17 protein-coding genes are annotated in these 22675 nt (G+C 47.5%); 5 read left to right on the top strand and 12 right to left on the bottom strand.

Annotated features, from left to right (window positions below; all coding sequences use genetic code 11):
* Positions 1-64: 64 nt before the first annotated feature.
* Both VT06_RS09755 and VT06_RS09750 read right to left on the bottom strand, forming a co-directional pair.
* Positions 65-1261, bottom strand: coding sequence for an amino acid aminotransferase (locus VT06_RS09755; protein ID WP_046554116.1), 1197 nt, complete (start codon positions 1259-1261; stop codon positions 65-67).
* Positions 1262-1314: 53 nt separating this feature from the next.
* The gene (locus VT06_RS09750; protein ID WP_046554115.1) at positions 1315-1992 is read right to left on the bottom strand and encodes a GAF domain-containing protein; all 678 of its coding nucleotides are present in this window, start codon (positions 1990-1992) and stop codon (positions 1315-1317) included.
* Positions 1993-2150: 158 nt separating this feature from the next.
* Between VT06_RS09750 and VT06_RS09745 the strand changes: the two genes are divergently transcribed.
* Positions 2151-2546: a translation initiation factor gene (locus VT06_RS09745; RefSeq protein ID WP_082122489.1), complete on the top strand. Its 396-nt coding sequence runs from the start codon at positions 2151-2153 to the stop codon at positions 2544-2546.
* Between the two features lie 40 nt (positions 2547-2586).
* Positions 2587-3384: a response regulator gene (locus VT06_RS09740; protein WP_046554114.1), complete on the top strand. Its 798-nt coding sequence runs from the start codon at positions 2587-2589 to the stop codon at positions 3382-3384.
* Between the two features lie 65 nt (positions 3385-3449).
* Here VT06_RS09740 and VT06_RS09735 read toward each other — a convergent pair whose 3' ends face one another.
* The 4 genes from VT06_RS09735 to VT06_RS09720 form a co-directional block, all read right to left on the bottom strand.
* Positions 3450-5114 (bottom strand): M28 family metallopeptidase, encoded by a 1665-nt coding sequence (locus tag VT06_RS09735; RefSeq protein WP_046554113.1) that lies wholly within the window; start codon positions 5112-5114, stop codon positions 3450-3452.
* A 207-nt stretch (positions 5115-5321) separates the two neighbouring features.
* Positions 5322-6620, bottom strand: a complete 1299-nt coding sequence (locus tag VT06_RS09730) for an amidohydrolase family protein (protein ID WP_046554112.1) — start codon at positions 6618-6620, stop codon at positions 5322-5324.
* Positions 6621-6634: 14 nt separating this feature from the next.
* Positions 6635-9751 carry an amidohydrolase family protein gene (locus VT06_RS09725; protein WP_046554111.1) on the bottom strand — a complete coding sequence of 1039 codons (3117 nt, stop codon included), beginning with the start codon at positions 9749-9751 and terminating at the stop codon, positions 6635-6637.
* A gap of 24 nt (positions 9752-9775) precedes the next feature.
* Positions 9776-12703: an EAL domain-containing protein gene (locus VT06_RS09720; protein WP_046554110.1), complete on the bottom strand. Its 2928-nt coding sequence runs from the start codon at positions 12701-12703 to the stop codon at positions 9776-9778.
* 149 nt (positions 12704-12852) lie between these two features.
* Here VT06_RS09720 and VT06_RS09715 point away from each other — a divergent pair, with 149 nt between their 5' ends.
* Positions 12853-13305: a cytochrome c gene (locus VT06_RS09715; RefSeq protein ID WP_046554181.1), complete on the top strand. Its 453-nt coding sequence runs from the start codon at positions 12853-12855 to the stop codon at positions 13303-13305.
* 18 nt (positions 13306-13323) lie between these two features.
* Here VT06_RS09715 and VT06_RS09710 read toward each other — a convergent pair whose 3' ends face one another.
* A complete protein-coding gene (locus VT06_RS09710) occupies positions 13324-13974 on the bottom strand; it encodes a cytochrome b/b6 domain-containing protein (RefSeq protein WP_046554109.1) in 651 nt (216 codons plus the stop codon).
* A 54-nt stretch (positions 13975-14028) separates the two neighbouring features.
* Here VT06_RS09710 and VT06_RS09705 point away from each other — a divergent pair, with 54 nt between their 5' ends.
* A complete protein-coding gene (locus tag VT06_RS09705; protein WP_046554108.1) occupies positions 14029-16374 on the top strand; it encodes a penicillin acylase family protein in 2346 nt (781 codons plus the stop codon).
* A gap of 205 nt (positions 16375-16579) precedes the next feature.
* Positions 16580-17734: a chorismate mutase gene (locus tag VT06_RS09700; RefSeq protein ID WP_046554107.1), complete on the top strand. Its 1155-nt coding sequence runs from the start codon at positions 16580-16582 to the stop codon at positions 17732-17734.
* 28 nt (positions 17735-17762) lie between these two features.
* On the opposite strand, the gene VT06_RS09695 is transcribed toward VT06_RS09700, so the two are convergent.
* The 5 genes from VT06_RS09695 to VT06_RS09675 all read right to left on the bottom strand — a co-directional run bounded on the left by VT06_RS09695 (position 17763) and on the right by VT06_RS09675 (position 22670).
* Entirely contained in the window at positions 17763-18092 is a 330-nt protein-coding gene (locus tag VT06_RS09695; protein WP_046554106.1) for a hypothetical protein, read from the bottom strand.
* A 13-nt stretch (positions 18093-18105) separates the two neighbouring features.
* Positions 18106-18498, bottom strand: a complete 393-nt coding sequence (locus VT06_RS09690; RefSeq protein WP_046554105.1) for a VOC family protein — start codon at positions 18496-18498, stop codon at positions 18106-18108.
* A 32-nt stretch (positions 18499-18530) separates the two neighbouring features.
* Positions 18531-19535, bottom strand: coding sequence for a hypothetical protein (locus VT06_RS09685; RefSeq protein WP_046554104.1), 1005 nt, complete (start codon positions 19533-19535; stop codon positions 18531-18533).
* A 104-nt stretch (positions 19536-19639) separates the two neighbouring features.
* Positions 19640-21040 carry an MBL fold metallo-hydrolase RNA specificity domain-containing protein gene (locus VT06_RS09680; protein ID WP_046554103.1) on the bottom strand — a complete coding sequence of 467 codons (1401 nt, stop codon included), beginning with the start codon at positions 21038-21040 and terminating at the stop codon, positions 19640-19642.
* On the bottom strand, positions 21030-22670 hold the full coding sequence (locus tag VT06_RS09675; protein WP_046554102.1) for a Na/Pi cotransporter family protein: 1641 nt from the start codon (positions 22668-22670) through the stop codon (positions 21030-21032). Before VT06_RS09675 ends, VT06_RS09680 begins: the two co-directional genes overlap by 11 nt.
* Between the last annotated feature and the right edge of the window lie 5 nt (positions 22671-22675).

The following is a 22675-nucleotide window of genomic DNA, read 5'->3' as shown; positions in this document are numbered from 1 at the left end:
CCACACGTGCTGATGGGTTAGCACATATGGTTTTTTCAATCAGCCAGAGTATCAACAGCAGGGCTTAGCCCTTCAGTACCGTGGCCACGGCTTTCGCAAAATAATCAATATTATTATGGTTTAAACCCGCAATACTGACTCGGCTAGAACCCACCATATAAATACTAAACTCGGCTTTTAAGCGGTCAATTTGTGCTTTATTAATGCCAAGAAAACTAAACATACCATGCTGGCGGGTAATAAAGCTGAAGTCGTCGGTTACGCCTTCAGCAATCAGTTTATCAATAATCAGTTGGCGGTAATCGTTAATTCTGTTGCGCATCTCGGCTAATTCCTGATGCCACATAGCCGTAAGTTCCTGACTATCCAGAATATGGCTAACAATAATGGCACCATGCGCTGGTGGCATAGAATAAATACTACGCACCACACTTAACAAATTAACGCGGGCAATTTCAGTTACCTTACTATCCTGAGTGACAATACTGACTGCACCAATTCGCTCACGATATAAACCAAAGTTTTTTGAACAAGAACTGCATAACAGTAACTCCGGCACATTGCCAGCTAAGTAACGTAAACCGGCAGCATCTTCAGCTAAACCACTGCCAAAACCCTGATAAGCCATGTCAACTAACGGGGTAAAACCCCGCTCTTGAGCAATAGCGGTAAAACGTTGCCATTGCTCAACGTTTAAATCCATACCACTTGGGTTATGGCAGCAGGCGTGTACCAGCACTACATCACCAGCAGGAATAGTATTTAAATCAGCAAACATTTGCTCGGTTTGCAAACCTTTTGTGCTGTAGTCGTAGTAAGCATATTCTTTAACTTTCAGACCAGCGGCTTGAAACAATGAAATATGGTTAGCCCAGGTTGGCGTAGTAACCCAGATAGTCGCATTGGGATTGGCCCGTTTTATAAACTCGGCAGCCACGCGCAGTGCACCAGTTCCGCCCGGAGTATGGGCGGTCGTAACCCTATTTGCCAACAACACCTGGTGAGACGGACCAAACGCTAATTTTTCAATATGAGCATTAAAACCCAGATCGCCTGCCATACCAATGTAGGTTTTGCTATCTTCTTGCTTTAAACGCAAAGCTTCGGCTGCTTTTACGCATTTAAGTACCGCAGTATGTCCCTGCTCGTCTTTATACACGCCTACCCCTAAGTCAACTTTATAAGGATTTGGATCGGCTTTGTATTCGGCCATCAATCCTAAAATAGGATCCGTGGCAACCATTTGTAACTGAGAAAACATAAGACTCTACCTGGTTAATATATTGCAATATCAGTAAGCGGCGAGCTCACTGGCTAGGGTAAATAGTCTGGTACAACCAAACATACCGCTACCAATAATGCCATGGCAGCAGGGGTAAATATGGCTTGTTGAAAATGCTCGGCATCGACAATACCGGCTATTTTGCCTGATTGGTCAAACAGAGGCAAACAGGCTTCAGCCTGAACTTTCGGATCGCAGGTATAATACTCACCACCAGCCGCTAAGTAACTTGCTACATTGTTAATTATCCGGGCATTGCCGCTAAGCCCTACGGTGCTGTTATTACTGATTTTGGCAAAATCACTATTGAGTGGAAACTCAGCCCGCGACGCCGCACCATAATACGCCAGCTTAACTAATACTGGCGCATGCTGTGGGTTAAGCCGGGCTTGATATATACCAAACCAATCCTGAGAACTGTGCTGCTGATAATAGCTGGCTATGGCACTGAGCTTGCTTAATGCTTGCTGGTTTTCAGCGGTTTGGCCGCCTAATATTGGCAGCAACGAATAAGGTTCAGCAGCCAGCTGGCCAAATAAACTGCAGGCCCCGCCCTCAGCAAGTTCCGGTACTTGGAATTGCCAAATCACCTGACTGGTGGCCGTCTGTAAATAGTCGTTTAGCAATTGGTACTGGGTATTCACCTCAGCACTGATATCACCAAACTCAGCCAATAATCCACTACGCTGTAAATAGTCAAATGCTTGCATAACACCCTGGCCTTAGCCATCCAGATTTCTAAAAGATGAACTATTTTAGCAGAAGCTTTTAAAAAGCCAAGCAAGGCAGCGAAAAACTTGCGGGCTTTAGTTTCGCTCGGTAAGCTGGCGCTAAGTTAACAACATTTCGTAGTATAATAGCGAGCGTTATGGCACAGAAAATTTCTCTGACGGATTGGCAACAGCAACGGGGCCGCAGCAGCGACGCACCAGTTACCGCAGCCGACGATAGCCTGGTGTATCGCACCGACACCGGCACGGTGCAAAAAGCACCCACCACCCACATGGCAGGCACAGCTTACCCGGATGGTACAGTGCGGCTAAAACGGGAAAAAAAAGGTCGTGGTGGTAAAACAGTTCTGACCATCAGCGGTATTGCTAAACCAGAGGCTGAGTTAGTTGAGCTGTGTGCGGCATTGAAAAAAAAGTGTGCCTGCGGTGGTGCGGTAAAAGCCGGCGTGATAGAAATTCAGGCCGATAAACGCCAACTTATAGAGCAACACTTAAGCCAGCTAGGCTTTATTGTAAAATGGGCAGGCGGTTGAGCCAGCACCACTTAGTCTTAAACACGTTAAAGGATGCGCTATGCAACAACTGTCACCGGCCGATCTACATATTCTATTAGTTGAACCTTCCGATACCCAACGTAAAATTATTAGCCGCCACCTAAAACAAGAACTGGTGCAACATATCAGCGAAGCCGATTCGGTCAGTACGGCGCTGTCGCAACTTAAACTGCATCAGCCCGATTTGATTGCCTGTGCTTTACACTTTGCCGATGGTACCGCATTGGATCTGCTGAAACAGATTAAACAGCAACCGGCGCTGGCTGATATTCCTTTTATGCTGGTTTCCAGCGAAACACGCAAAGCCACCTTAGAAGAATTTAAGCAATCAGGTGTGGTGGCTATTTTACCTAAACCCTTTACCACCGCGCATTTAGGTAAAGCCCTAAATGCCGCCATTGATTTACTCAGCCCCAGTGAGTTAGAGCTGTCGTTATTCGATGTGCACGATATAAGAGTACTGGTAGTAGATGACAGCCGGCTAGCGCGTAACCATATAAAACGGGTACTAACCAATTTAGGTATTCAGCATTTAACCGAAGCCGAAGATGGCCAGCAAGCCATAACCATTTTGCAGCAACAAATGTTTGATTTAGTGGTAACCGATTACAATATGCCCGAAGTAAATGGCCAGGAACTAACGCAATATATCCGGGAAAATAGCCAGCAATCGCACATACCGGTGTTAATGGTGACCAGTGAAGCTAATGATACCCATTTAAGTAATATCGCCCAGTCCGGTGTTAATGCCATGTGTGATAAACCGTTCGAACCTGAATTGGTTAAAGCCTTACTGTTTAAATTGCTTGAGCAATAACTTTTAGCAAGAGTAGTGCAATGATACAGGCAGCCAGTACACTGGCTGCCTTAGTGTAAAGCAAATTACTGCCGATTATAGTCTTTACCAAATACCTTATTGAAAAAGCTTTCTTTCTTCCATAATGGCCGCTGTGGCGTATTGGCAATATCCAGCGCAATATTAAAGTTTATATCAGCAAACACTGCACCCGCGTCATAACGGATTGGGCCATATTCTTTTGTTAAGCTGGCAATATCATCTGACGGCTTATGATAATGCTTGGCAAAAAAACTGCCCCATATTTTGCCGCCATCCTGTGTCGGATCCTTAGACGTAAAACCGGTCATTAAAAATACAGCCGGCACGCCTTGTTTTACCAAGGTAAAGTGATCAGAACGGGTAAAAATAGCTTGCTCTGGCATTGGATCGTCACTAAGCGCTATACCTTCTTTTGCTGCAGCTGCGGCGACGACCCCGCCTAACGTCGAATGATTAGCGCCAAAAGCAATTAAATCGGCAAAGGGGTAAAGTAATACCGGCATATCTAAATTAACATTAGCCACCAGACTGCTCAGTGGCCGCGTTGGGTTACGGGCAAAATAATCGGCGCCTAATAAGCCTTTTTCTTCAGCAGTGACTACCGCAAATAATATTGAACGCTTCGGTTTAATCGCCAGTTCACTGAACATGCGGGCGGTTTCTAATAAAATAGCCATACCGGCGGCATTATCCATGGCACCGTTATTAATTTTATCCACAGAACGCAAATCATTACTAAAGCCAATGTGGTCAGAATGCGCAGTGATCAGCACATACTCATTGCGTAGCTGCGGATCGCTGCCTTCAAGCACTGCCAGCACGTTTGGGCTACTGATTTGTTGATGCACACTGACAGAACTCAGGCTGGCTTCGCTGCTAAGTACAAAACCACCAGGATGCTGCTGCGCCTCTAACATACTGAAAATTTCACCCAGGCTTTTTTGCTCATTTTCAAACAAACTGGCGGCGGCATCCGGGTGCAAATAAGCAGTACCTTTTAATTGACTGGTGTTATCGCCAGGCTCACCAGCAGCATTAAGCCAGGCTAAGCGTGGCGTATTTAAATACAATAAGCTGTTAGCGTAAGGCCGGGTTTTCTCTTGCTGTGGTGTGTGGATAGTAATCACGCCAATAGCTCCACGCTCTGCTGCCTGCTGGCTTTTAATACTACCAAGGTAAGCCCGCTCTTCGCTCGGCAACGATGCGGGTAAACCCGCTAATTGCACCACAATTTTGCCCCTGACATCCAGCCCGGCATAATCGTCTAAGCCAAACTCTTCCGATACCAGACCATAGCTAACAAACACCAGTGGCGCCTGCACATCTACCGCAGTTTCATTAAGGGAAGCACCACTGAAAAACTGTTGTGGATAGCTAAGCTGCCACTGCTCTTCGCCACGTCGAAAACCCAGTTTTACACTGGCTTGCTGTAATTGTGACGAACGCAGTGGTACCTGCTGAAAATAACTGTTGTTGTCACCGGCGGGTGCTAAACCCAGTGCCTGAAATTGGCTGGCGATATAATTAGAAGCAATTTGATGACCTTGGCTGCCGGTATCACGGCCTTCCAGCTCGTCGCTGGCTAAAAACTTCAAATGTGCCTCAATGGCTGCCGGGCGGGCATTAAGCCGTTGCTCAGGCACTTTGCTGGTAGAGCAGCCGTTTAATAACAACGCCAAGATGACGCCGATGGCTAATTTATACAACATAGTTTCTCCGAAATAAAACGGCATTTAATTATTGAACTAGAGTGGGTTTTGCTCAATCAAGTTTACCCACGCCGACACGCCGTGAACCCATCCATGGGGGCTCGTTTCCGCCCGTCTAGGGCTTCAACGGTCGGCTTAGGGCAAACCTGTTTTCGCTATCAAGTAAACTATCAGCAGTTACTAGCACTATTAATAATGGGCATATTGTTAATTAGCGTTGTTATAACGCTGCTTAAACCGCTGATGCAGTTGTTTATGGTGATTATTTAAATCGACTGCACGGCCGTCAATCCATAAATGTTCAATCTTATGGCCGCGGTAATCAAAAATATCACCATCAGACACCACTAAACTGGCACTTTTACCCACCTCAATACTGCCCAAGCGATCGGCAACACCGGCAATAGCCGCTGCATCTAACGTTAATGCTCGCAGTGCATCTTCGCTACTCAGGCCATAACGGGTAACATGGCCAGCTGCGAACACCAAATTACGGGTATCCCAGAAACCATCAAGCGATAAGGCTAAACGCACCCCGGCCGCCCGCAGTTGACCAGGCGCAGCAAAAGCCTGATCGTAGGCTTCATCACCGCGTGTTGGCAGGCCATAGGGCGCAGTATAAATAACATCTATCTTGGCTTTAGCCAGCTCATCCGCTAAACGCCAGCTGTCACGACCACCAACAATCACCAAACGCACCTGATATTTTTCAGCCAGTAACATGGCCTGACGAATTTGCCGCGGATCATCAGCATGGACAAATAATGGCAGCTCACCCTCGAAGAACGTTAGCATGGCATGCCAGCGCGAGTCTTTACCGCTATTTAAACCGGCTTGCTCAGCTAAATAATAAGCCTGCGCCTGCTCGAAATAGTGTTGCAGTTCACTCAGTTGCTTTTGTTGATTTTCCAGTTGTTTTTCAGCACTGTCACGCACCCACCAACCCGTTTGTATGCTCATTCGCGGCCAGCGTACATGTAAGCCTACATTGGCTTGCACTGTCGCATCCTGCCAGTTCCAGGCATCCAGCTGCATCAGTGCTGAGCGGCCGGTTAGCATGGCGCCATCAGGGTAAATCAGACTGTGGCTAAAGCCATTACTTCGTATGGTTGGGATCACCACAGAATCAGCGTTATAGGCTACCTGTACTTGCAAGTCCGGATTGGTGGAGCTGGTTTCACGATCATCCCGTGTAGCACGAACCGCTTCTACTTCAATTAACCCTAATTGATTAATCAAGGCGATTAACCCCGGATATAAATGTTTACCGGTTAAATCAAGCTGCTTCGCAGCAGCCGGTACCGCCAGATTAGTGCCAATCGCAGCAATCTTGCCCTCTACCAGTAAGACATCTTGAATGGCCGGTGCTGAACTAACACTATGCACAGTTGCATTTTGTAGTAGCAGCGGTTGTTGCTGTTTCGCCCCGGGCACTGGGTTTACCGCGGCGGCAGTTGCAGATACCAGGGCTGTTGCCAGCATTAAAACCTTAGTTAATTTGTTCATTGCTATTATGTCTCCTAGTGCTGCAGATGCTGATGGTTATTACTCGCTTGGTCTGCATGATCTGCAAAGCGCAGTTGTAACCAGTCTGCTTTGTCGGCACAGTGCCAAATGGGGTCGTCTTGCTTATAGCCGTTTTCAACACCATTTTGAGCTGACTCACCGGCAGTCAGGATTTTCTGAATAAGTTGCTGCTTTTCTTCCGCCTGAGAAGCGCGCAGCGCGATATCATCGTTACGGTCGAAATAGCGAGTGCCGCCAATCCAGGTTTGCTGCACCTGAGCATAAACCGACAACGGGTGACTATCCCATACCACCAGATCGGCTTGCTTACCTTCGGCAAGCGAACCGACTTTATCGTCAATTTTCAGCTGCTTTGCCGGATTAATGGTGACCATTTTTAACGCTTCATGCTCATCCATACCGCAATACATCGGCGATTTTGCCGCTTCCTGATTAAGCCGGCGTAACAAGCCCGGATCATCTGAATTGACACTCACCAGTAGCCCCTGCTCATGCATTAAACAGGTGTTGGTTGGAATGGCATCGTTTACTTCCATTTTAAAGCCCCACCAATCGGCAAAAGTTGACACACTGGCACCATGAACTTGCATCTCGCTGGCCACTTTATAACCCTCAAGAATATGGGTGAAGGTTTGAATTTTAAAACCCATTTCCTCCGCCACATCAATCAGCATCAAAATTTCTGAAGCAACATAAGAGTGGGTATGAATATGACGTTTGCCGTCGAGAATTTCGACCAGTGTTTCAAGTTGATAGTCTCGCCGTGGTGCTTGTATCTTGCTTTGTTGCCGTTTTGATAACTTATTATAAGCCTGCCAATTGGCTTGATATTCTTTGGCCGCCTGAAAGTTATCCCTGATAAAAGTATCAACGCCAATACGGGTTTGCGGATAACGACTGCTAAAATCATCACCCCAGTTTGATTGTTTAACGTTTTCACCCAGAGCAAATTTAATACTGCCTGGCGCACCGACAAACTTCATGCCCTCTGCTGACTCACCCCAGCGTAAACTGATTACCTGGGCCCGGCCACCGATCGGATTAGCACTGCCATGCAATAATTGCACGGTGGTAACGCCGCCCGCCAGACCACGATAAATATTTATATCGTCTGGGTTGACCACGTCGCCAAGATGCACTTCTGCGGTATTGGCATGGCTGCCTTCATTCACACCTTGTTCGGTAGCAATATGCGAGTGCTCGTCAATAATGCCGGGGGTAATATGCAAATTAGCACCATCAATAACGGTATAGCCGCCAGGTGTACTAAGTTTTTCCCCTATACGGCTAATTTTGCCATCGCGGACAATAATATCAGTATTCACCAGCACACCTTGCTCGGTTGCAGTCCACAAGGTAGCGTTTTTAATATGCAGGTTTTGCTGCTCTGGTAATGCTGACTTACCAAAGGCCCGATTCGGGTAGGTAAGTTTTGACAGCATTTGGCTGGCCGGTTTATCTGCTTTAACATCGCTTGCAACTGCTGCAGTGCGTTCAGACGTTAGCGCCAATAAACTGCCATCAGCTTGTTGCCATTGCCCCGTTAAGCTTGCATTACGCAGTACACCACTAAACTGGGCCACTTCAGACTTACCGATCAGTTTTTCCAGTGGCACACTAAATTGCAGATTTTGGCCTTGTTGCACAACATGGGTTAGTTCTACCTTTTGCTCGCCCAGACTAAGCTCACCTTTTATTGTTGGCGCATGGCCAGTTAAGCTCAGGTTATAACTATTGCCTGCTACAGACAGGTTATATTGCCCGGCAAACTGGGGAGCGTTTAGCGGACTAAACTCCTGCAACTGACCACGCAGCCAGCTGGCGACAATTTCACCATCAGCGAATAAGTCACCCCGGCTCACCACTAAATCGGCTTGATAGCCACTGGCAATTTTGCCTAGTTGTTGTTCTAGCCCAACTATCGCCGCCGGAACCGTGGTTAACGAAGCTAAAGCTTGCTCTTTGCTCAGGCCATACTGCACGGCTTTACGCAGATTAGGTAAAAAATCCGTTTTATTCTTTAAACCATGGCTGGTAAAAGCAAAGGTTATACCCGCGGCTTCAAGAACCCCAGGATTAGCTGGCGCCCTTTCCCAATGCCGTAAATCAGCCAGGTTAATATCAATATGCTGATCTGGCAGAGTAACCTTAGGCGCCGCAGGAAACGCCAGTGGCAGCACCAAAGTGCGCCCGGTTGCCTTCACTTCAGCCAAGCGGGAATATTCATGCCCCGACCCTAAGATAGCTACATTACTAATATTAAACTCGGCCAGTATGCTATCTGCTCTTAACAAGGCACGTTCATCACTGGTATCAAACAACACACCCTGACTGGCGGCTTTAGCCACCCCCGCCAACGCTGCATTATATTCAACACCGCCACTGATAAAGCGAAAATCTTGCTTTTTTTCTGCTGCCTGATACCAGTTAGCATCGGCAAAAGTTTGACGAATAAGCGCAATACTGCCCATTAGCGACGACGGGTAGCTTTGTTTCGAACTACCTTTACTAAAAGACATAAAGTGCTGGCTTTCTGGCTTAAGGACCAAATCGTTTGGCAGGCCCTGTGCCAGCGAGGCAACAAAACCGCTACCGCGGAACACACCGTCATGCCGGGCAGTTTGCACCACCGTAAAACCCTGCTTTATCAGCTCTGCTGCTGCTGTGGCATCAGGCTTAAACTGGTTAACCCAGCGTTGTTCAGCATGAATAGCCGCGTTGGCAGCATTGCCACCTATTCGCTCATTTTCATAAACTGGTTTGCCACCAAAACTGAACTCCTCGCCCTTAGGGGCAGCCGGCACACCATACTGGCTGTAGGGGTCAATAAAACCGGCATATAAATGATAACCAGCTAAATCAATAGTCTGATACCCCTGCGGTACCTCGTTATTACTGCTGACGGCTTCAATTTTACCGTCGCGGATCAATACCATGGCAGAGGGCAAGGTTTTACCTGGCTCAGTAACAACAGTGGCATTAATAAGAGCAATTAGGTTTGGCGTTTTATCGCGGATCCCAAGTTGCGGCGAAGTTTGATCGGCAATACTACCCGTGCTAAAAGCACCAAGCAGAGCCATGCTAAACATGGACAAGCGAGCTGGTGTCATAGAAGTTTCCTGATGTTATTATAATTAGGTATTAACCGTGTAATTAAGTTGGCTAAGCTCCTGCTCAGCCAATGGCATGCTGTAGAAGTAACCCTGTACTTCAAAACAGCCATTTTGTCGTAAAAACTCAACCTGTTGAGCGGTTTCTACGCCCTCAGCCACTACCCGCAGATTCATTTTCTGCGCCATAGCAATAATGGCGGCCACGATGTCCATATCGTTCCGATCTTCTGGGATATCTTTGACAAAAGACTGGTCTATTTTTAGTTCATCCACCGGAAAGCGTTTTAAATAACTTAACGACGAATAGCCTGTACCAAAGTCATCAATAGATAAAGAGACCCCGAGACGCTTTAACTGATTTAACTGGTCAATAGCCGCATCGGTGTCGCCCATTAGCATACTTTCCGTAATTTCGAAGATTATTGCCTGTGGTTTGACGCCGGTACGTTTTAAAATACGCTCGACCATCTCCGGCAAATCCTGCTCAGTAAACTGGCGCACTGATAAGTTAATCGACAACGTAACGTCATAACCACGACTTTGTTGACGTGCTAAAAATCGACACGCTTCCCAGATTACCCATTCGCCAATTTGCACAATCAAGCCTGTGCTTTCTGCCACCGGAATAAACCGCAGTGGTGGTATTAAGGTGTTATCCGGACGTAGCCAGCGGATCAGTGTTTCATAACCGGTAATCACTTCAGTACGGATATCAATTTTCGGCTGGTAATATAACAAAAACTGATGTTCGCGGATCGCTACCCGTAGCTGATTTTCAATTTGCAGTCGATCATTGGCCGCATCATTTAAATCTTGACTAAAAAAGTGAAAGGTATTCTTGCCACGTGCTTTAGCTTCATACATGGCCAAATCAGCATGTTTTAACAGTAATTCTTCTTCAGAGGCATCTTCCGGTGCCATGGTAATACCAATACTGGCACTAATAGCAACGTCGTGCTGCCCCAACTTAACCGGCTCATCAAATGCTTGCTGCAGGTTAGTGGCGATCATTGCGGCTTGTTGTCGATCTTTAATACCACTTAAAATAACCGCAAACTCATCACCGCCCAGCCGTGCTATCGTATCTTCCTCGCGTAAACGCGAAGTAAGGCGCTTCGCCACTTCTTTTAACAACTCGTCACCGGCATCATGCCCCAGCGTATCGTTTATTCGCTTAAACTCATCCAAATCAAAATACAATAAGGCGAAGTTAAAATAACCGCGGTGCGCCATGGCAATGGCTTTACGAAGTTGGTCCCGGAAATAACCGCGGTTCGCCAGCCCGGTTAATACGTCGTAGTAGGCCAACTGCTCCATTTTTTTTTGACTTTGCTTAATAAATGAAATGTCCTGCATGGCGCAAACATAATTAAGCAAACTTCCCATTTCATCGCGTATGGGGGCAATGGCCAGCGATACCCAAAACTGCCGCGCGGGTAGCTTTTGATGTTGCAATAAAATATCGCCCTGCCAATGCTGACGTTCGTGCAGCGTTTGGGTAATTTCAGCGCTTAACTGCTCCATTTCATCTGCCAGTAACATATGTAATGGCTGATCAACTACGCTACGCTCATCACAACCAAGCAAATCGGTCAAAAATGGATTGAGGTATTCAATAATCAGATGCTGATCGGTTAACAGGATCCCGGAGCTGGAAAACGATACCGCTTTACTTAACTTTCTGGCAGACCTTTCGGCTTGTTCTTTCTCAGCAATGCGGTCATTTAGGCCGGTTACCAGCTGAGCTATTTCGGCAGACATACCGGTAAATGCTCGGTTTAACTGGCCAATTTCGTCTTTTTTGTTATCTAACTTAACCTGCTGAATGTCACCGCGACTCAGTTTCACTACGGCACCAGACAAACGGTTCAAGCGCTTTAATACCAACTGGTAGCTGAACAAGTGCAGCAACACGGCCAACAACACCGCAACCGCTATAAACACTACAACTAACCTGCCACGAAATGGTTTAAGGGTGGCCATTACTGCAGCAGTATCTAAATAAATAGCCACATGCCAGTTCAGATGCGTTATCGGTGCGGCGGCAAATAAATAAGTAGCTGCCTCAGCGGCGTTATAACCAGAACGTTGCAGTGTTTGGCTAATATGAGAATGCAACGCTGGCTCGGTAACCACCTCTCCTGAGTACAGAGTATTACCCGCAATATCAGGCATAAGCGGAACGGGTGTTATAATGGCGTTGCCGTTATCGTCAAACAGCAAGATGCGGGTATGGGTATTCCAATGCCCAATATTGTTAATGTTACGGGTTAATTCAGTCAATTCAATATCGGCAGCACTAACGCCAATAAACTGCTCTTTAACGTATATCGGTACCAAAATAGTGCTAACCCACTTTTGCCAGAGTGGGTGAAAATAGACAGGTGTCCAGCGCGGTAATTTTGCCGGATTATTTTCTGGTGTAGCCAGTTGGTAAAACAAGTCGTCAGTAACAACATGGCCCGGACTAAACAGCTGGTTTAACTCTGCCGGCGCTACCCTGATAAACTGTTGTTTACTGATAAAATAGAAGCTGTAAAAGTCTTGCAGCATAAGCGGCGACAATTGCTGCCACAACACTTGGCTTTGCGAAAATAGACCGGCAGTAGCAGAGTTAAGATTAGTAGCGGGTAAAACTGCCGCAGAGTAGAGGTCTTGCTGGCGAATTAATCCATTGCTATCTGGCCGAAGCGTTAACGATTCAGGCCGGGTTTGCTCAGTTAAATAACGGCTAATTATTTGACTGGCAATAATCGCAGTTTGTTGTTTGTCTGCTAAACGCCGGTCTAGTTGCACAGCATAATTTTTTGCCGTGCGGCTAACTGCCGCCTGCTGCTGCTGGGTCAAGGACTGCTCTTGTAACAAGATAACCGTATAGGCAAACAACAAGCCGGCAGCTACAATGGCAGCAAAGACTACAGCCGAGAATTTGATCCCAAGCGAGTTCATCCCTGTTGGTCTAGTCTTAATTACATCCTTCAATGAAGCGACCTTGCTATTGTTATAATAAATTCAGTCTGGTAAAACTGTCATAGGCCATGCATATTGTTAACACCTTAGCATTATTGCATGCAAAACCAATAAAAGAGAATGAACAAATGAAAAAAGCCTTGCTTGCCGGCCTTGCAGCCATAATAGTTTCAACCCCGTTAACCGCTGCTACCGCGTTTACTGACGCTAATGACGCGGTTAAGTATCGTCAATCCGCTTTTCAGCTTATACGCCATAATATGGGCGATATTAATGAAATGATCAAAGGTGAAGTCGTTTTTGATGCGGCACGGGTGCAAAAGCGTGCCGACGCTTTGGTAATGGTTACAACCCTACCATGGGAAGCATTTCAGGTGGCCGGCACCGAACAAGGTGGTGGTGATGCCAAAGCCGATATCTGGACAAATTTAGACGATTTTCTGCAGCGCGGCGAAAAGCTGGCAGCCGATGCCAGTGCCTTGCAGGTAGCGGCCAGAACTGGCGATAAAAACGAGCTGCGCCAGGCTTTCGGTAATTTTGCTCGTAACTGTAAAGCATGCCACGATAATTACAAACAGTAGCCAGAACGTATGGCGTAGTTACAACAGCGGCAGCAATGGGCGCCCTTGCCAGTAATAGAGAGTAGCCAGTAATACTGCAAGTATTACAAAAAAGCTCCAGCTTTTGCGAAACAGAAGCTGGGGCGCATTTACACGATCAGTATTACCCGTTATTAAAGTTTTTATGACATTGTCATGACGCCAGCTGTGCCATAGCGCAAACCCAATATGCACAGCGACCAGAATCAATATAACATCGATATTACGTTTATGGATGGCCGATGCCAGCTCAACCCAGGCTTCTGGTAATAAGGCTACCAGTGGACCGTCACTCATGTAGCTATTATCAAACGTGGCCAGGCCACTGCCAATTTGCAGCAACAGTAAACTCAGTAAAGTAAAAATCATGTACGATGACGCAGGGTTATGCCCTATCACCGGTTTGCTATTTCGCAAGTATTGCACGGCTGCCTTAGGGGTGGCGGCAAACTGGCTAAATTTGGCGGTTTGGCTACCCCAGATCCCCCAGCCAATACGTGCTAACAACAACGCCGCTAAGCTGTAGGCCAGTAGTTGGTGCAGCGCGATATATCCCTCGCTACCGCTATACCACAACCCGGCAACCAGCAGCACCATAGTCCAGTGGAAAAACCGCACTGCGCCATCCCATACTTTAATTTTTTGCACCATATGGATTACCCCTGCTATGCTAACCTGCTGATTTTATAATAACGGATCATGTTGATGAAAGGAATTAAATGGCTGTTGCTAACCACCGTTTTGCTGACAGTTGTAGCAGCTGCAGCTGGTTACTTTTGGCTAAGGCTAAGTTTGCCGCAGTATCACGGCGAATTAGCCGCGGCAGTTGCCAATCCGGTCAATCTGGACCGTGATGCTTTGGGTTATCTAAGCGTAACGGCAGCAGATCGAAACGATGCAGCCTATGGTATGGGTTTTGGGCATGCGCAAGAACGTTTTTTCCAGATGGACCTAGCAAGACGCAGTGCTGCCGGCACGCTGGCTGAATTATTTGGCGAACGCGCACTGGCCACAGATATTGCGCGCCGCCGCCACCGCTTTGCCGAGCGCGCAGAAATTACTTTAGGCCAATTTATCACGGCAGACTTACAAATTCTCAGTGCTTACAGCCGCGGTGTTAATGACGGCCTGGCGTCGCTTAATTCGGCCCCTTTTGAATACTACCTGCTTGGCACCAAGCCTATCGCTTGGCAGGAAACAGATTCTATTCTGGTTATTTACAATATGTACTTGGAATTACAAGGTAAATTGGGCCGAAATGACTACGCTATGACGCTGTTACATCAGGCCATACCTGCCCCCTGGTATGATTTTTTACAACAACATAGTAGTGACTGGCAAGCCGCTATTGACAGTTCAGAAATTTCCCCGGTACTCATGCCTGACAGCCCTTATCCGCAAATACTAAAAACAGGTCCGGCTTGTATTGAATGTAATCCTAAAGACAGTGCTGACCTAGGCAGTAATAACATGGCGGTTATGGGCCGGCTTACCGGCCACGGAAGTGCTATTGTTGCCAATGATATGCACTTAACCATTAGAGCACCAGGCACCTGGTATAAAGTACAACTAAACTGGCGTGATGGCAGTGAGTGGCAGCAAGTAACCGGCTTAAGCTTGGCTGGCGCACCCGCTATAGTAGTGGGTAGTAATGGCCACATTGCCTGGGGGTTTACTAATAGCACCGCCGACTGGCACGACTTAATCAGCCTGCAGTTTTCTGATGATGGTAACCGCTATTTAAGCCCGACTGGCTGGCAACCGCTACAAAATCACTATCAAACTATAAAAGTAAAAGGTGCTGACGATTACCCATTGCAGTTACAGGAAACACAATGGGGGCCGATTATACGTTATGGTGAGCGCAATTTTGCCTTGCGCTGGGTCGCATACGACAGTAATGCGGTAAACTTTAACCTGTTGAAACTGGAAACCACTAAAAGCACCCAAGCAGCTCTGGCACTGGGTGCCATAACCGGTGTGCCAACCCAAAATATGCTGGTTGCTGATAAAGACGGTAATATTGGCTGGACACCACTGGGGCCTTTACCACAGCGTCAACTCAGTGATTGGGATACGGCACAAGACTGGAGCGATGGTAAAAACCAATGGTTCGCTAACCATAATGCGACTGACTATCCACGTGTTTACAACCCTGAAACGGGTGTATTATGGACCGCTAATGCCCGTAGTGTAGGTGGCGAAGCCTATCAATTATTGGGTAATGGCGGTTATGATTTAGGCGCTAGAGGCCAACAAATTCGGGATAGCTTGCTTAACAGCGGCCAGCTGAATGAGCAGGCACTGCACCGAATTCAGCTTGATAACCGCGCTCTGTTTTTAAACCGTTGGCGCCAGCTGTTACTTGAAGTACTAACACCGGACGTTACTACAGCTCATCAATTAACCGAATACCGGACCTTGTTAAGTGAAAGTGGCCACTATGCCGCCAGTGACGATATTGGTTATACCCTGGTGCAGCAATTTCGGCAGCAAACCATCGCGCTGTTGTTTAGCCCACTGTCAGCTATGCTAGAGCAAGCAGGTAGCCGCAGCGCAGATTTAAAATACCCATTGGAAACACCGACCTGGGCCATGTTATCAGCACGCAGGCTAGATACCCTGCCCGACAGTTTCAGTGCTTGGTCAGATTTATTAGTTCAAGCCGTACTCGACAGCAAGCGGCAACTAGAGCAGCAACATGGCAGTATTGCGAACAGCCGCTGGGGACAACATAATCAGGCTAATATCCATCATACGCTAAGTAGTGCCATTCCGGTAATTGGTGGCTGGTTGAATATGCCCACCACGGAGTTTGCCGGGGATCGTCATATGCCACGGGTGCAATTACCCGCATTTGGACAGTCACAACGCATGGTAGTAGCGCCAGGTCAGGAGCAAGATGGCATTCTTACCATCCCTGCGGGCCAGTCTGGTCATCCGTTGTCACCTTTTTATCGGGCCGATCATCAATATTGGTTACATGATGTTGCGTTACCTTTTTTACCGGGTCCAAAAAAATATCAGTTACGGTTAGTACCCGACGCTTGACTTTAGCCATCCAGACGGATTATGGTGCTTAACATGAAAACAATTATTCACACACTCAGACTTTTTAGCTTTACCACCCTTTAGGGGAGGTAACTGGCCGTGCGTGCACAAATGGCAAGAAACCTCCCTCTGGGAGGTTTTTTTTTTGCGCTTAATGATTGGTATTTAAGCATAAGACTATTACGTGCTTTACAAAGGAAAAACCATGGAACTTGACGATATTCGCCAGGCAATCAGCAGTACCGACCAGCAACTATTACAATTACTGGCAACCCGACGCCAGCTCGCCTTGGCGGTAGCTGATGCCAAACTGAGCCAAAATAAACCTATTCGTGATCAAAGGCGCGAGCAAGAGTTGCTGTTATCGCTAATAGCACAAGGTAAAATACTGGGCATCGACGCACAATATGTTACCCGTATTTATCATGTCATTATTGAAGACTCCGTCCTGCAACAACAAGCCAAGGTTCAAGGCCTGTTAAATGGTGAAAACGGCCCCAGCGTGCGAGTTGCCTTTCTTGGCGGACAAGGTTCTTATAGTTACTGGGCTACCCAAAAATATTTTACCCGCCGGGCTGAGCGAATCATCGAGCTAGGCTGTGACAGCTTTAATGAAATAGTACAGGCAGTAGAAACCGGCCATGCTGATTATGCCCTACTGCCGATAGAAAACACTTCGTCAGGTTCCATTAATGAAGTGTTTGACTTATTACAACATACCCGTTTATCGATTGTTGGCGAACTAACACACCCCATAGCGCATTGCCTGCTAGGTATAACTGGCGCAGAGCTGAGCAAAGTGCGTCAGGTTTGCGCCCACCCGCAGGTAATTGCCCAGTGCAGTCAGTTTTTACTGGGTTTATCAAATGTAAAAATTGATTATTGTGACAGTTCATCAGCCGCATTCACTAAAGTAAAAGCACTGCAAGACCCTGGCATTATTGCTATTGGTGGTGAAGAGGGAGGTCAGTTATATGGCCTAAAAGTGCTGGCACGAGATTTAGCTAACCAAAAAGACAATATTAGCCGTTTTATTGTAGTAGCCCGTAAGCCGGTAGCCGTAGCTAAAGCGATACCGGCGAAAACCACTTTTATTATGTATACCGGCCAGCAACCCGGCGCTCTGGTTGAAGCGCTAATCGTATTAAAACAACACGGTATTAGCATGGCAAAACTAGAGTCGCGGCCAATTCCCGGTAACCCGTGGGAAGAAATGTTTTACGTCGACGTATTTGCTAATTTGGCAGATTACGCCATGACCCGGGCGCTGGAAGAGCTGAATAATATAACCAAATTCGTCAAAGTATTAGGGTGTTACCCCAGCGAAGATATTACCCCAACTCAGGTGAGTACTGGTTAACAGTTCGTATAATGCCGCAGCAGCTCGCTCAGAGCAGGCTGAGCGCTGCTAACGTGATGGCGGCTACCGACGTTATAGCACTGCCAATAACTAACAATTTATAGGTGGCAATTTGCCGCTCGGCTACCGCAGAAGCCAGCTCTGCTGAAGCAATTACTTTTTGCAGTTGCTCGGCCAGCACATGCAAAGACTGAGCATTTTTGGTTACAGCATCCTGCAATTCGCTAATTTGTTGAACAAGCAGCGGATCGGTCTTTGCTGCGGCCGACTTAGCAGTAAAAGCGGGTATAGCAGATGTGGCAATAGTGGTCAGATAGGGCCCCAACACTTTGATTAACGGAATAAGCTGTAATGCCATACATTCACCTATGTTATTGCTGATAAAGTTCTAAGGGCAGACCATCCGGATCCTGAAAAAAACTATATTGCTTGCCGGTAAATTCATCGATACGTACCGGCTCTACGGCAATACCATTAGCAATTAAATAGGCGGCATAATCCGCCAGATTGGCGACGTTAAAGGCCAGATGTCGCAGCCCCTGCGCTTCCGGTTGGCTTGGCCTCACAGGTGGGTTTGGGAAGCTAAACAGTTCCAACTTACTGCCATCTGGCAGCTGTAAGTCAAGCTTCCAGGAGTCACGTGCCGGCCGGTAATTTTCGGCAACGATTTGCAACCCTAATAGCTTGCTGTAAAAATCTTTGCTCCGCGAATAATCGCTGCAAATAATTGCCACATGATGGATCCCGCCAAGTTTTGCGGTCACTACTTTAGCTCCAAAGCTTTTACTCTACTGATTTAGAGTATTTTTTTAATTTCAGATTTAAGGTTAGCATCGTCCGTTGTTGCTAACAATGGCATTAAAATCGCCTCTGCTTCAGCCCGCTGTTCTTGCGCCAGATATAATTGACTTAGTCGAAATTGCGCCCATTCATTAAAGCTTTCCATACTACCATCAGCCAGGAATTCCGTTAGAGCCGCAATTCCTTGTGGATAATCAGCTTTGGCCAAGACACTGGCACGGCCTAACTGGTATAGCGCCAGTAAGCGGCTGCGCTTGCCATCAGTATCTGCAACAGTTTTTTCGCTGGCTTTAGCAAACGCCTCCATCGCCGCTTTATAGTTGCGATTTTGCGCCATATGAATGCCTCGCATAAAATAGGGCTCAGGCCGGCTTTGTAATAGCTCACTGCCCGCGACGACTTGTTCTGCTGCGGTGATATCTTCAGCACTAAACAACACGTCTAGTTTTAATAGCTGGCCTTGTAACGGGTCTTGTTGTGCTAAGGTGTCTGCTATAAGCAGGGCCTGAGTTTGATCACCACCAGCAATTCCCGGTGCCTGCGCATAGTATTTACCCAGCGCTTTTAAATAGCGGGCCTCTGAAGGTGCCAACGCAACGGCTTGTTCAAACGCCTTGCGACAGCGTTTGGCATAACCCAACGCACTTAACATGCCGGCTTGCTGAGCGCGATCACAACTGGCTCTGCCAAACCAAAACTGGTAACTGGCTGTGGCAGGTGCAATTTTTATTGCTCTGGCCAGTAATGCTTCAGCAGCTTCGGCTTGCCCCAGCTCCAGTTCACTGCGCCCCAGCGCTGCCAGCAACCAGGCATCACTGGTTTTTCGGTTGACCTTGTCGGCTAACAGCACTTTGGCTGCGGCGTAGTCTTGCTGCTGCCACAACTCGGCGACTTTTTGTTCCAGTTCAGTTTGCTGGACGGTTCGCGCTGCAGTTGATTGGGTAGGTGTAGCATTCAACCCAAAGCTAAGCAGCAGTGCTGCTAAGGTGATAAGTTTCATGACGGTCCTTTGTTTGCTGTTTATCCGGCATTTGTATATCCGGTATTAGTATATCCGGAATTGTACTCCCTGACAGCCATTTGCCAATGCCAAAATATATCCGGTTACAACTTAATACTGTCACCCTTGGCTGGGATCAGTGCAGCAATACCCTGCTGCTGCAATTTTTCTTGCAGTACTTGCTGCGCTTCGGGCTCACCATGTACCAAGTAAAATTGCGGCTGACCGCCAATGGCTTTGGCCCAGTCTAACAGTTCGCTCTGTCCGGCATGCGCTGAAAAGCCACCAATCGTGTGCACCCGGGCTTTTACCACGATATCCTGGCCAAACATTTTAACCCGTTTTTCACCGTCAACCAGCCGCCGCCCCAGGGTGCCCCGAGCTTGAAAGCCAACAAAAATAACATGATTGGTATTTTTCCATAGATTATGTTTAAAGTGATGCACAATGCGGCCACCATTACACATTCCACTACCGGCAATAATAATGGCGCCATTCGTCACCCGGTTAATCGCCATCGAATCTTCCACTTTTGGCGTTAGTTTTAACATCGGTAACAATTGTTGCAAGCTGCGCCCTGCACCAATCTTATTTAAATCAGCCTGATCCAGAGCATGCAAGTAATCATCATAAATTTTGGTGATACTGATGGCCATTGGGCTGTCCAGAAAAATTGCACGCTGCTTTAATCGCCCCTGATGATGCAGCAATGCCAGATAATACAGTACCTCTTGCGAGCGCCCCAGGGCAAAAGCCGGAATAAACACGTTGCCGCCATCCTTATAGGCCTGCTCCAGTGCATTGGCGAACTCCTCCACCGTATTGTCCAGGGTTTGATGGTTACGGTTACCGTAAGTACTTTCCAGTAGTACTACATCTGCTTGGCTAATTTCGGTCGGGTCGTGCATTAGCACAGTGGCCGGATTACCAAGATCGCCGGAAAATACCAGCTTACGCATCGCCTGACTGCCCTTTATCCATAGTTCAATAATAGCCGACCCCAGAATATGACCAGCATCGGCAAATTCCAGCTCTAACCCCGGCAGTGGCACCTGCCGCTTACGATAAGGCAAAGACTGCACCAGCTCACTGACCCGTTCGGCATTAGCTACCGTCATCACCGGGTCTTGCTGCTTTTTACCGCTACGGGCGGCTTTTTTGTTCTGCCATTCTAAATCTTTTAAATACAACCCTACCGAGTCTTTCAGTAACACCGGCAATAACTCTGCGGTACCTGGTGTGCAAATTATTTTGCCTTTAAAGCCTTTAGCAACCAGCAATGGCAGTAAGCCACTATGATCGATATGGGCGTGAGATAAAATAACTAAATCGATTTCCTTCGGTTTAAAAGCAAAGCGGAATTTATGCCACTCCCGCACCTGATCTGCACCCTGGGTCATCCCGCAGTCCAGCAGAATTTTTTGCTTATTGTGCTCTATCAGATAGCAAGAGCCGGTTACCTGACCGGCGGCTCCTAAAAACGTTAAGTTAGCATTAACTGGCATTATTATTGTCCTCTTGGTTAAACTCATTCGGGTTAGCCTTGGCAGCAATGTTATCCACTGCAGGCTCAGCCACCTGATATTGACTTTGTAAATTGCCCAGCGCCAACATCGCTTTGGTAAGTTGCTGGTTAAAGCGACGCAGCTCTGCAAAACGCAGCAGCAGATCACCCCCTGAATCATTGCTGAGTTGATCGGCAAGTACTAACTGGTATAGCTGCTTTTTAAGCTGTTGGCGTTGTTTCATTAGCTCCCGGTAACAACTGCGTACTGCTGCGGCATCTTGCGGCCAATGTGCGGCAACTAACTGCAGCCATAATTGCTGCTCGGGCAGCAAGCCATTAACATCGGCGGCCAGTTGCCGGGTTAAAGCGGGCAACAACTGCAAAGTCATTTCCAACCGCAACTGATTTTGCACCAACTCACTGAGTGCTTGCGCTTCCTGCTCGGCCAGCGGTTGCTTGCTTAATTGCAGCATGTAGTGCGTCAGCTCATTTTGTAATTGGCGAATAGAGTCCAATGTCTCACTGTCGCTTCCCTTGCCACGACTAATCGCCAGCGCCTGTGCAGCTAATAACTGGCCTATCCTTAAGGTTTCCATACTCAGGGTTTTAATCGCCAGTGCCGGAATAGTCAGGCTGGATGCATCCAGTGTACGCAACTGACCGATAGCCTGGCGACGAAAACGGCCATTCAGATACAACACCAACCGGGAGGTAATAGGCCACATTAATAGCACCCCCAGCACGTTAAACAGCGTATGAAAAAGTGCCAGACTAACCGCCGCTTGTGGCTCGTGAAATAACCAGTGCTGCAGCAATGAAATCAGCGCCAATAGTGGACTTAGCAGTATTAACGCCACCAGCCCGGTTAGCACATTAAAGATCACATGCAGCATCGCCAGCCGTTTCGCTTTTGCAGTAGCTGCTAAGGTCGACATGATGGCGGTAGAGGTAGTACCCAGGTTAGCGCCAATCACAAAAGCCGCGGCCAGGGGCAACGGTAAAGCGCCTGCAGATACTGCAGTAATCACCAGGGCAATCACTGCAATAGAGGCTTGCATCAAGGTGCTAAGCAGCGTACCCAGTAATACCCCCAGCAGAATACCCCATAACCCCAACTGGCTTAGCGCTGAAAATTGAATATCAATAAAGGCCGAATCAAAGCTTTGCTTTAAAAAGCTCAGCCCCAGAAACAGCATGCCAAAGCCAATTAAGCCCTCGCCAATACCCTTGCGCCGCATCGACTTACTAAATAACTGCAGCAACGCGCCTGCGCCAATTACCGGCAGCGCTAAGCTATCAATCTTAAATTGTAAGCCTATTAATGCAATAAACCAGCCGGTAACCGAGGTGCCAACATTGCTGCCATAAATAACAAAGGCGGCATTTTGCAGGGATAAAATACCGGCGTTAACAAAGCCGATAGTGGTTACTGTTACGGCACTGGACGATTGCACCGCTACCGTCGCTATGCCGCCAAACAGCACCCCGTGCAGCGGTTTGCCGGTCCAGCGCTGTAAAAACTGCATTAAGCTGGGACCTGCTGCGGTTTTCAGGCCACGACTCATCCAGTCCATTCCCAGTAAAATTAAACCGAGGGCACCAAAGGCCATCAGCGTGTCAGTCCACATTAGTA

It is taken from the genome of Arsukibacterium sp. MJ3 (assembly GCF_000987765.1).
Lineage (GTDB): Bacteria > Pseudomonadota > Gammaproteobacteria > Enterobacterales > Alteromonadaceae > Alishewanella.
This window is presented reverse-complemented; position numbering and strand designations above follow the sequence as displayed.

What these genes read in the sequence shown, in the direction of transcription:
- VT06_RS09725 (WP_046554111.1), bottom strand. Translation starts at nt 9,751, where the DNA reads ATGACACCAGCTCGCTTGTCCATGTTTAGCATGGCTCTGCTTGGTGCT.
- VT06_RS09715 (WP_046554181.1), top strand. Translation starts at nt 12,853, where the DNA reads ATGAAAAAAGCCTTGCTTGCCGGCCTTGCAGCCATAATAGTTTCAACC.
- VT06_RS09685 (WP_046554104.1), bottom strand. Translation starts at nt 19,535, where the DNA reads ATGAAACTTATCACCTTAGCAGCACTGCTGCTTAGCTTTGGGTTGAAT.
- VT06_RS09750 (WP_046554115.1), bottom strand. Translation starts at nt 1,992, where the DNA reads ATGCAAGCATTTGACTATTTACAGCGTAGTGGATTATTGGCTGAGTTT.
- VT06_RS09700 (WP_046554107.1), top strand. Translation starts at nt 16,580, where the DNA reads ATGGAACTTGACGATATTCGCCAGGCAATCAGCAGTACCGACCAGCAA.
- VT06_RS09740 (WP_046554114.1), top strand. Translation starts at nt 2,587, where the DNA reads ATGCAACAACTGTCACCGGCCGATCTACATATTCTATTAGTTGAACCT.
- VT06_RS09735 (WP_046554113.1), bottom strand. Translation starts at nt 5,114, where the DNA reads ATGTTGTATAAATTAGCCATCGGCGTCATCTTGGCGTTGTTATTAAAC.
- VT06_RS09755 (WP_046554116.1), bottom strand. Translation starts at nt 1,261, where the DNA reads ATGTTTTCTCAGTTACAAATGGTTGCCACGGATCCTATTTTAGGATTG.
- VT06_RS09680 (WP_046554103.1), bottom strand. Translation starts at nt 21,040, where the DNA reads ATGCCAGTTAATGCTAACTTAACGTTTTTAGGAGCCGCCGGTCAGGTA.
- VT06_RS09745 (WP_082122489.1), top strand. Translation starts at nt 2,151, where the DNA reads ATGGCACAGAAAATTTCTCTGACGGATTGGCAACAGCAACGGGGCCGC.
- VT06_RS09710 (WP_046554109.1), bottom strand. Translation starts at nt 13,974, where the DNA reads ATGGTGCAAAAAATTAAAGTATGGGATGGCGCAGTGCGGTTTTTCCAC.
- VT06_RS09695 (WP_046554106.1), bottom strand. Translation starts at nt 18,092, where the DNA reads ATGGCATTACAGCTTATTCCGTTAATCAAAGTGTTGGGGCCCTATCTG.
- VT06_RS09720 (WP_046554110.1), bottom strand. Translation starts at nt 12,703, where the DNA reads ATGAACTCGCTTGGGATCAAATTCTCGGCTGTAGTCTTTGCTGCCATT.
- VT06_RS09730 (WP_046554112.1), bottom strand. Translation starts at nt 6,620, where the DNA reads ATGAACAAATTAACTAAGGTTTTAATGCTGGCAACAGCCCTGGTATCT.
- VT06_RS09705 (WP_046554108.1), top strand. Translation starts at nt 14,029, where the DNA reads ATGAAAGGAATTAAATGGCTGTTGCTAACCACCGTTTTGCTGACAGTT.
- VT06_RS09675 (WP_046554102.1), bottom strand. Translation starts at nt 22,670, where the DNA reads ATGTGGACTGACACGCTGATGGCCTTTGGTGCCCTCGGTTTAATTTTA.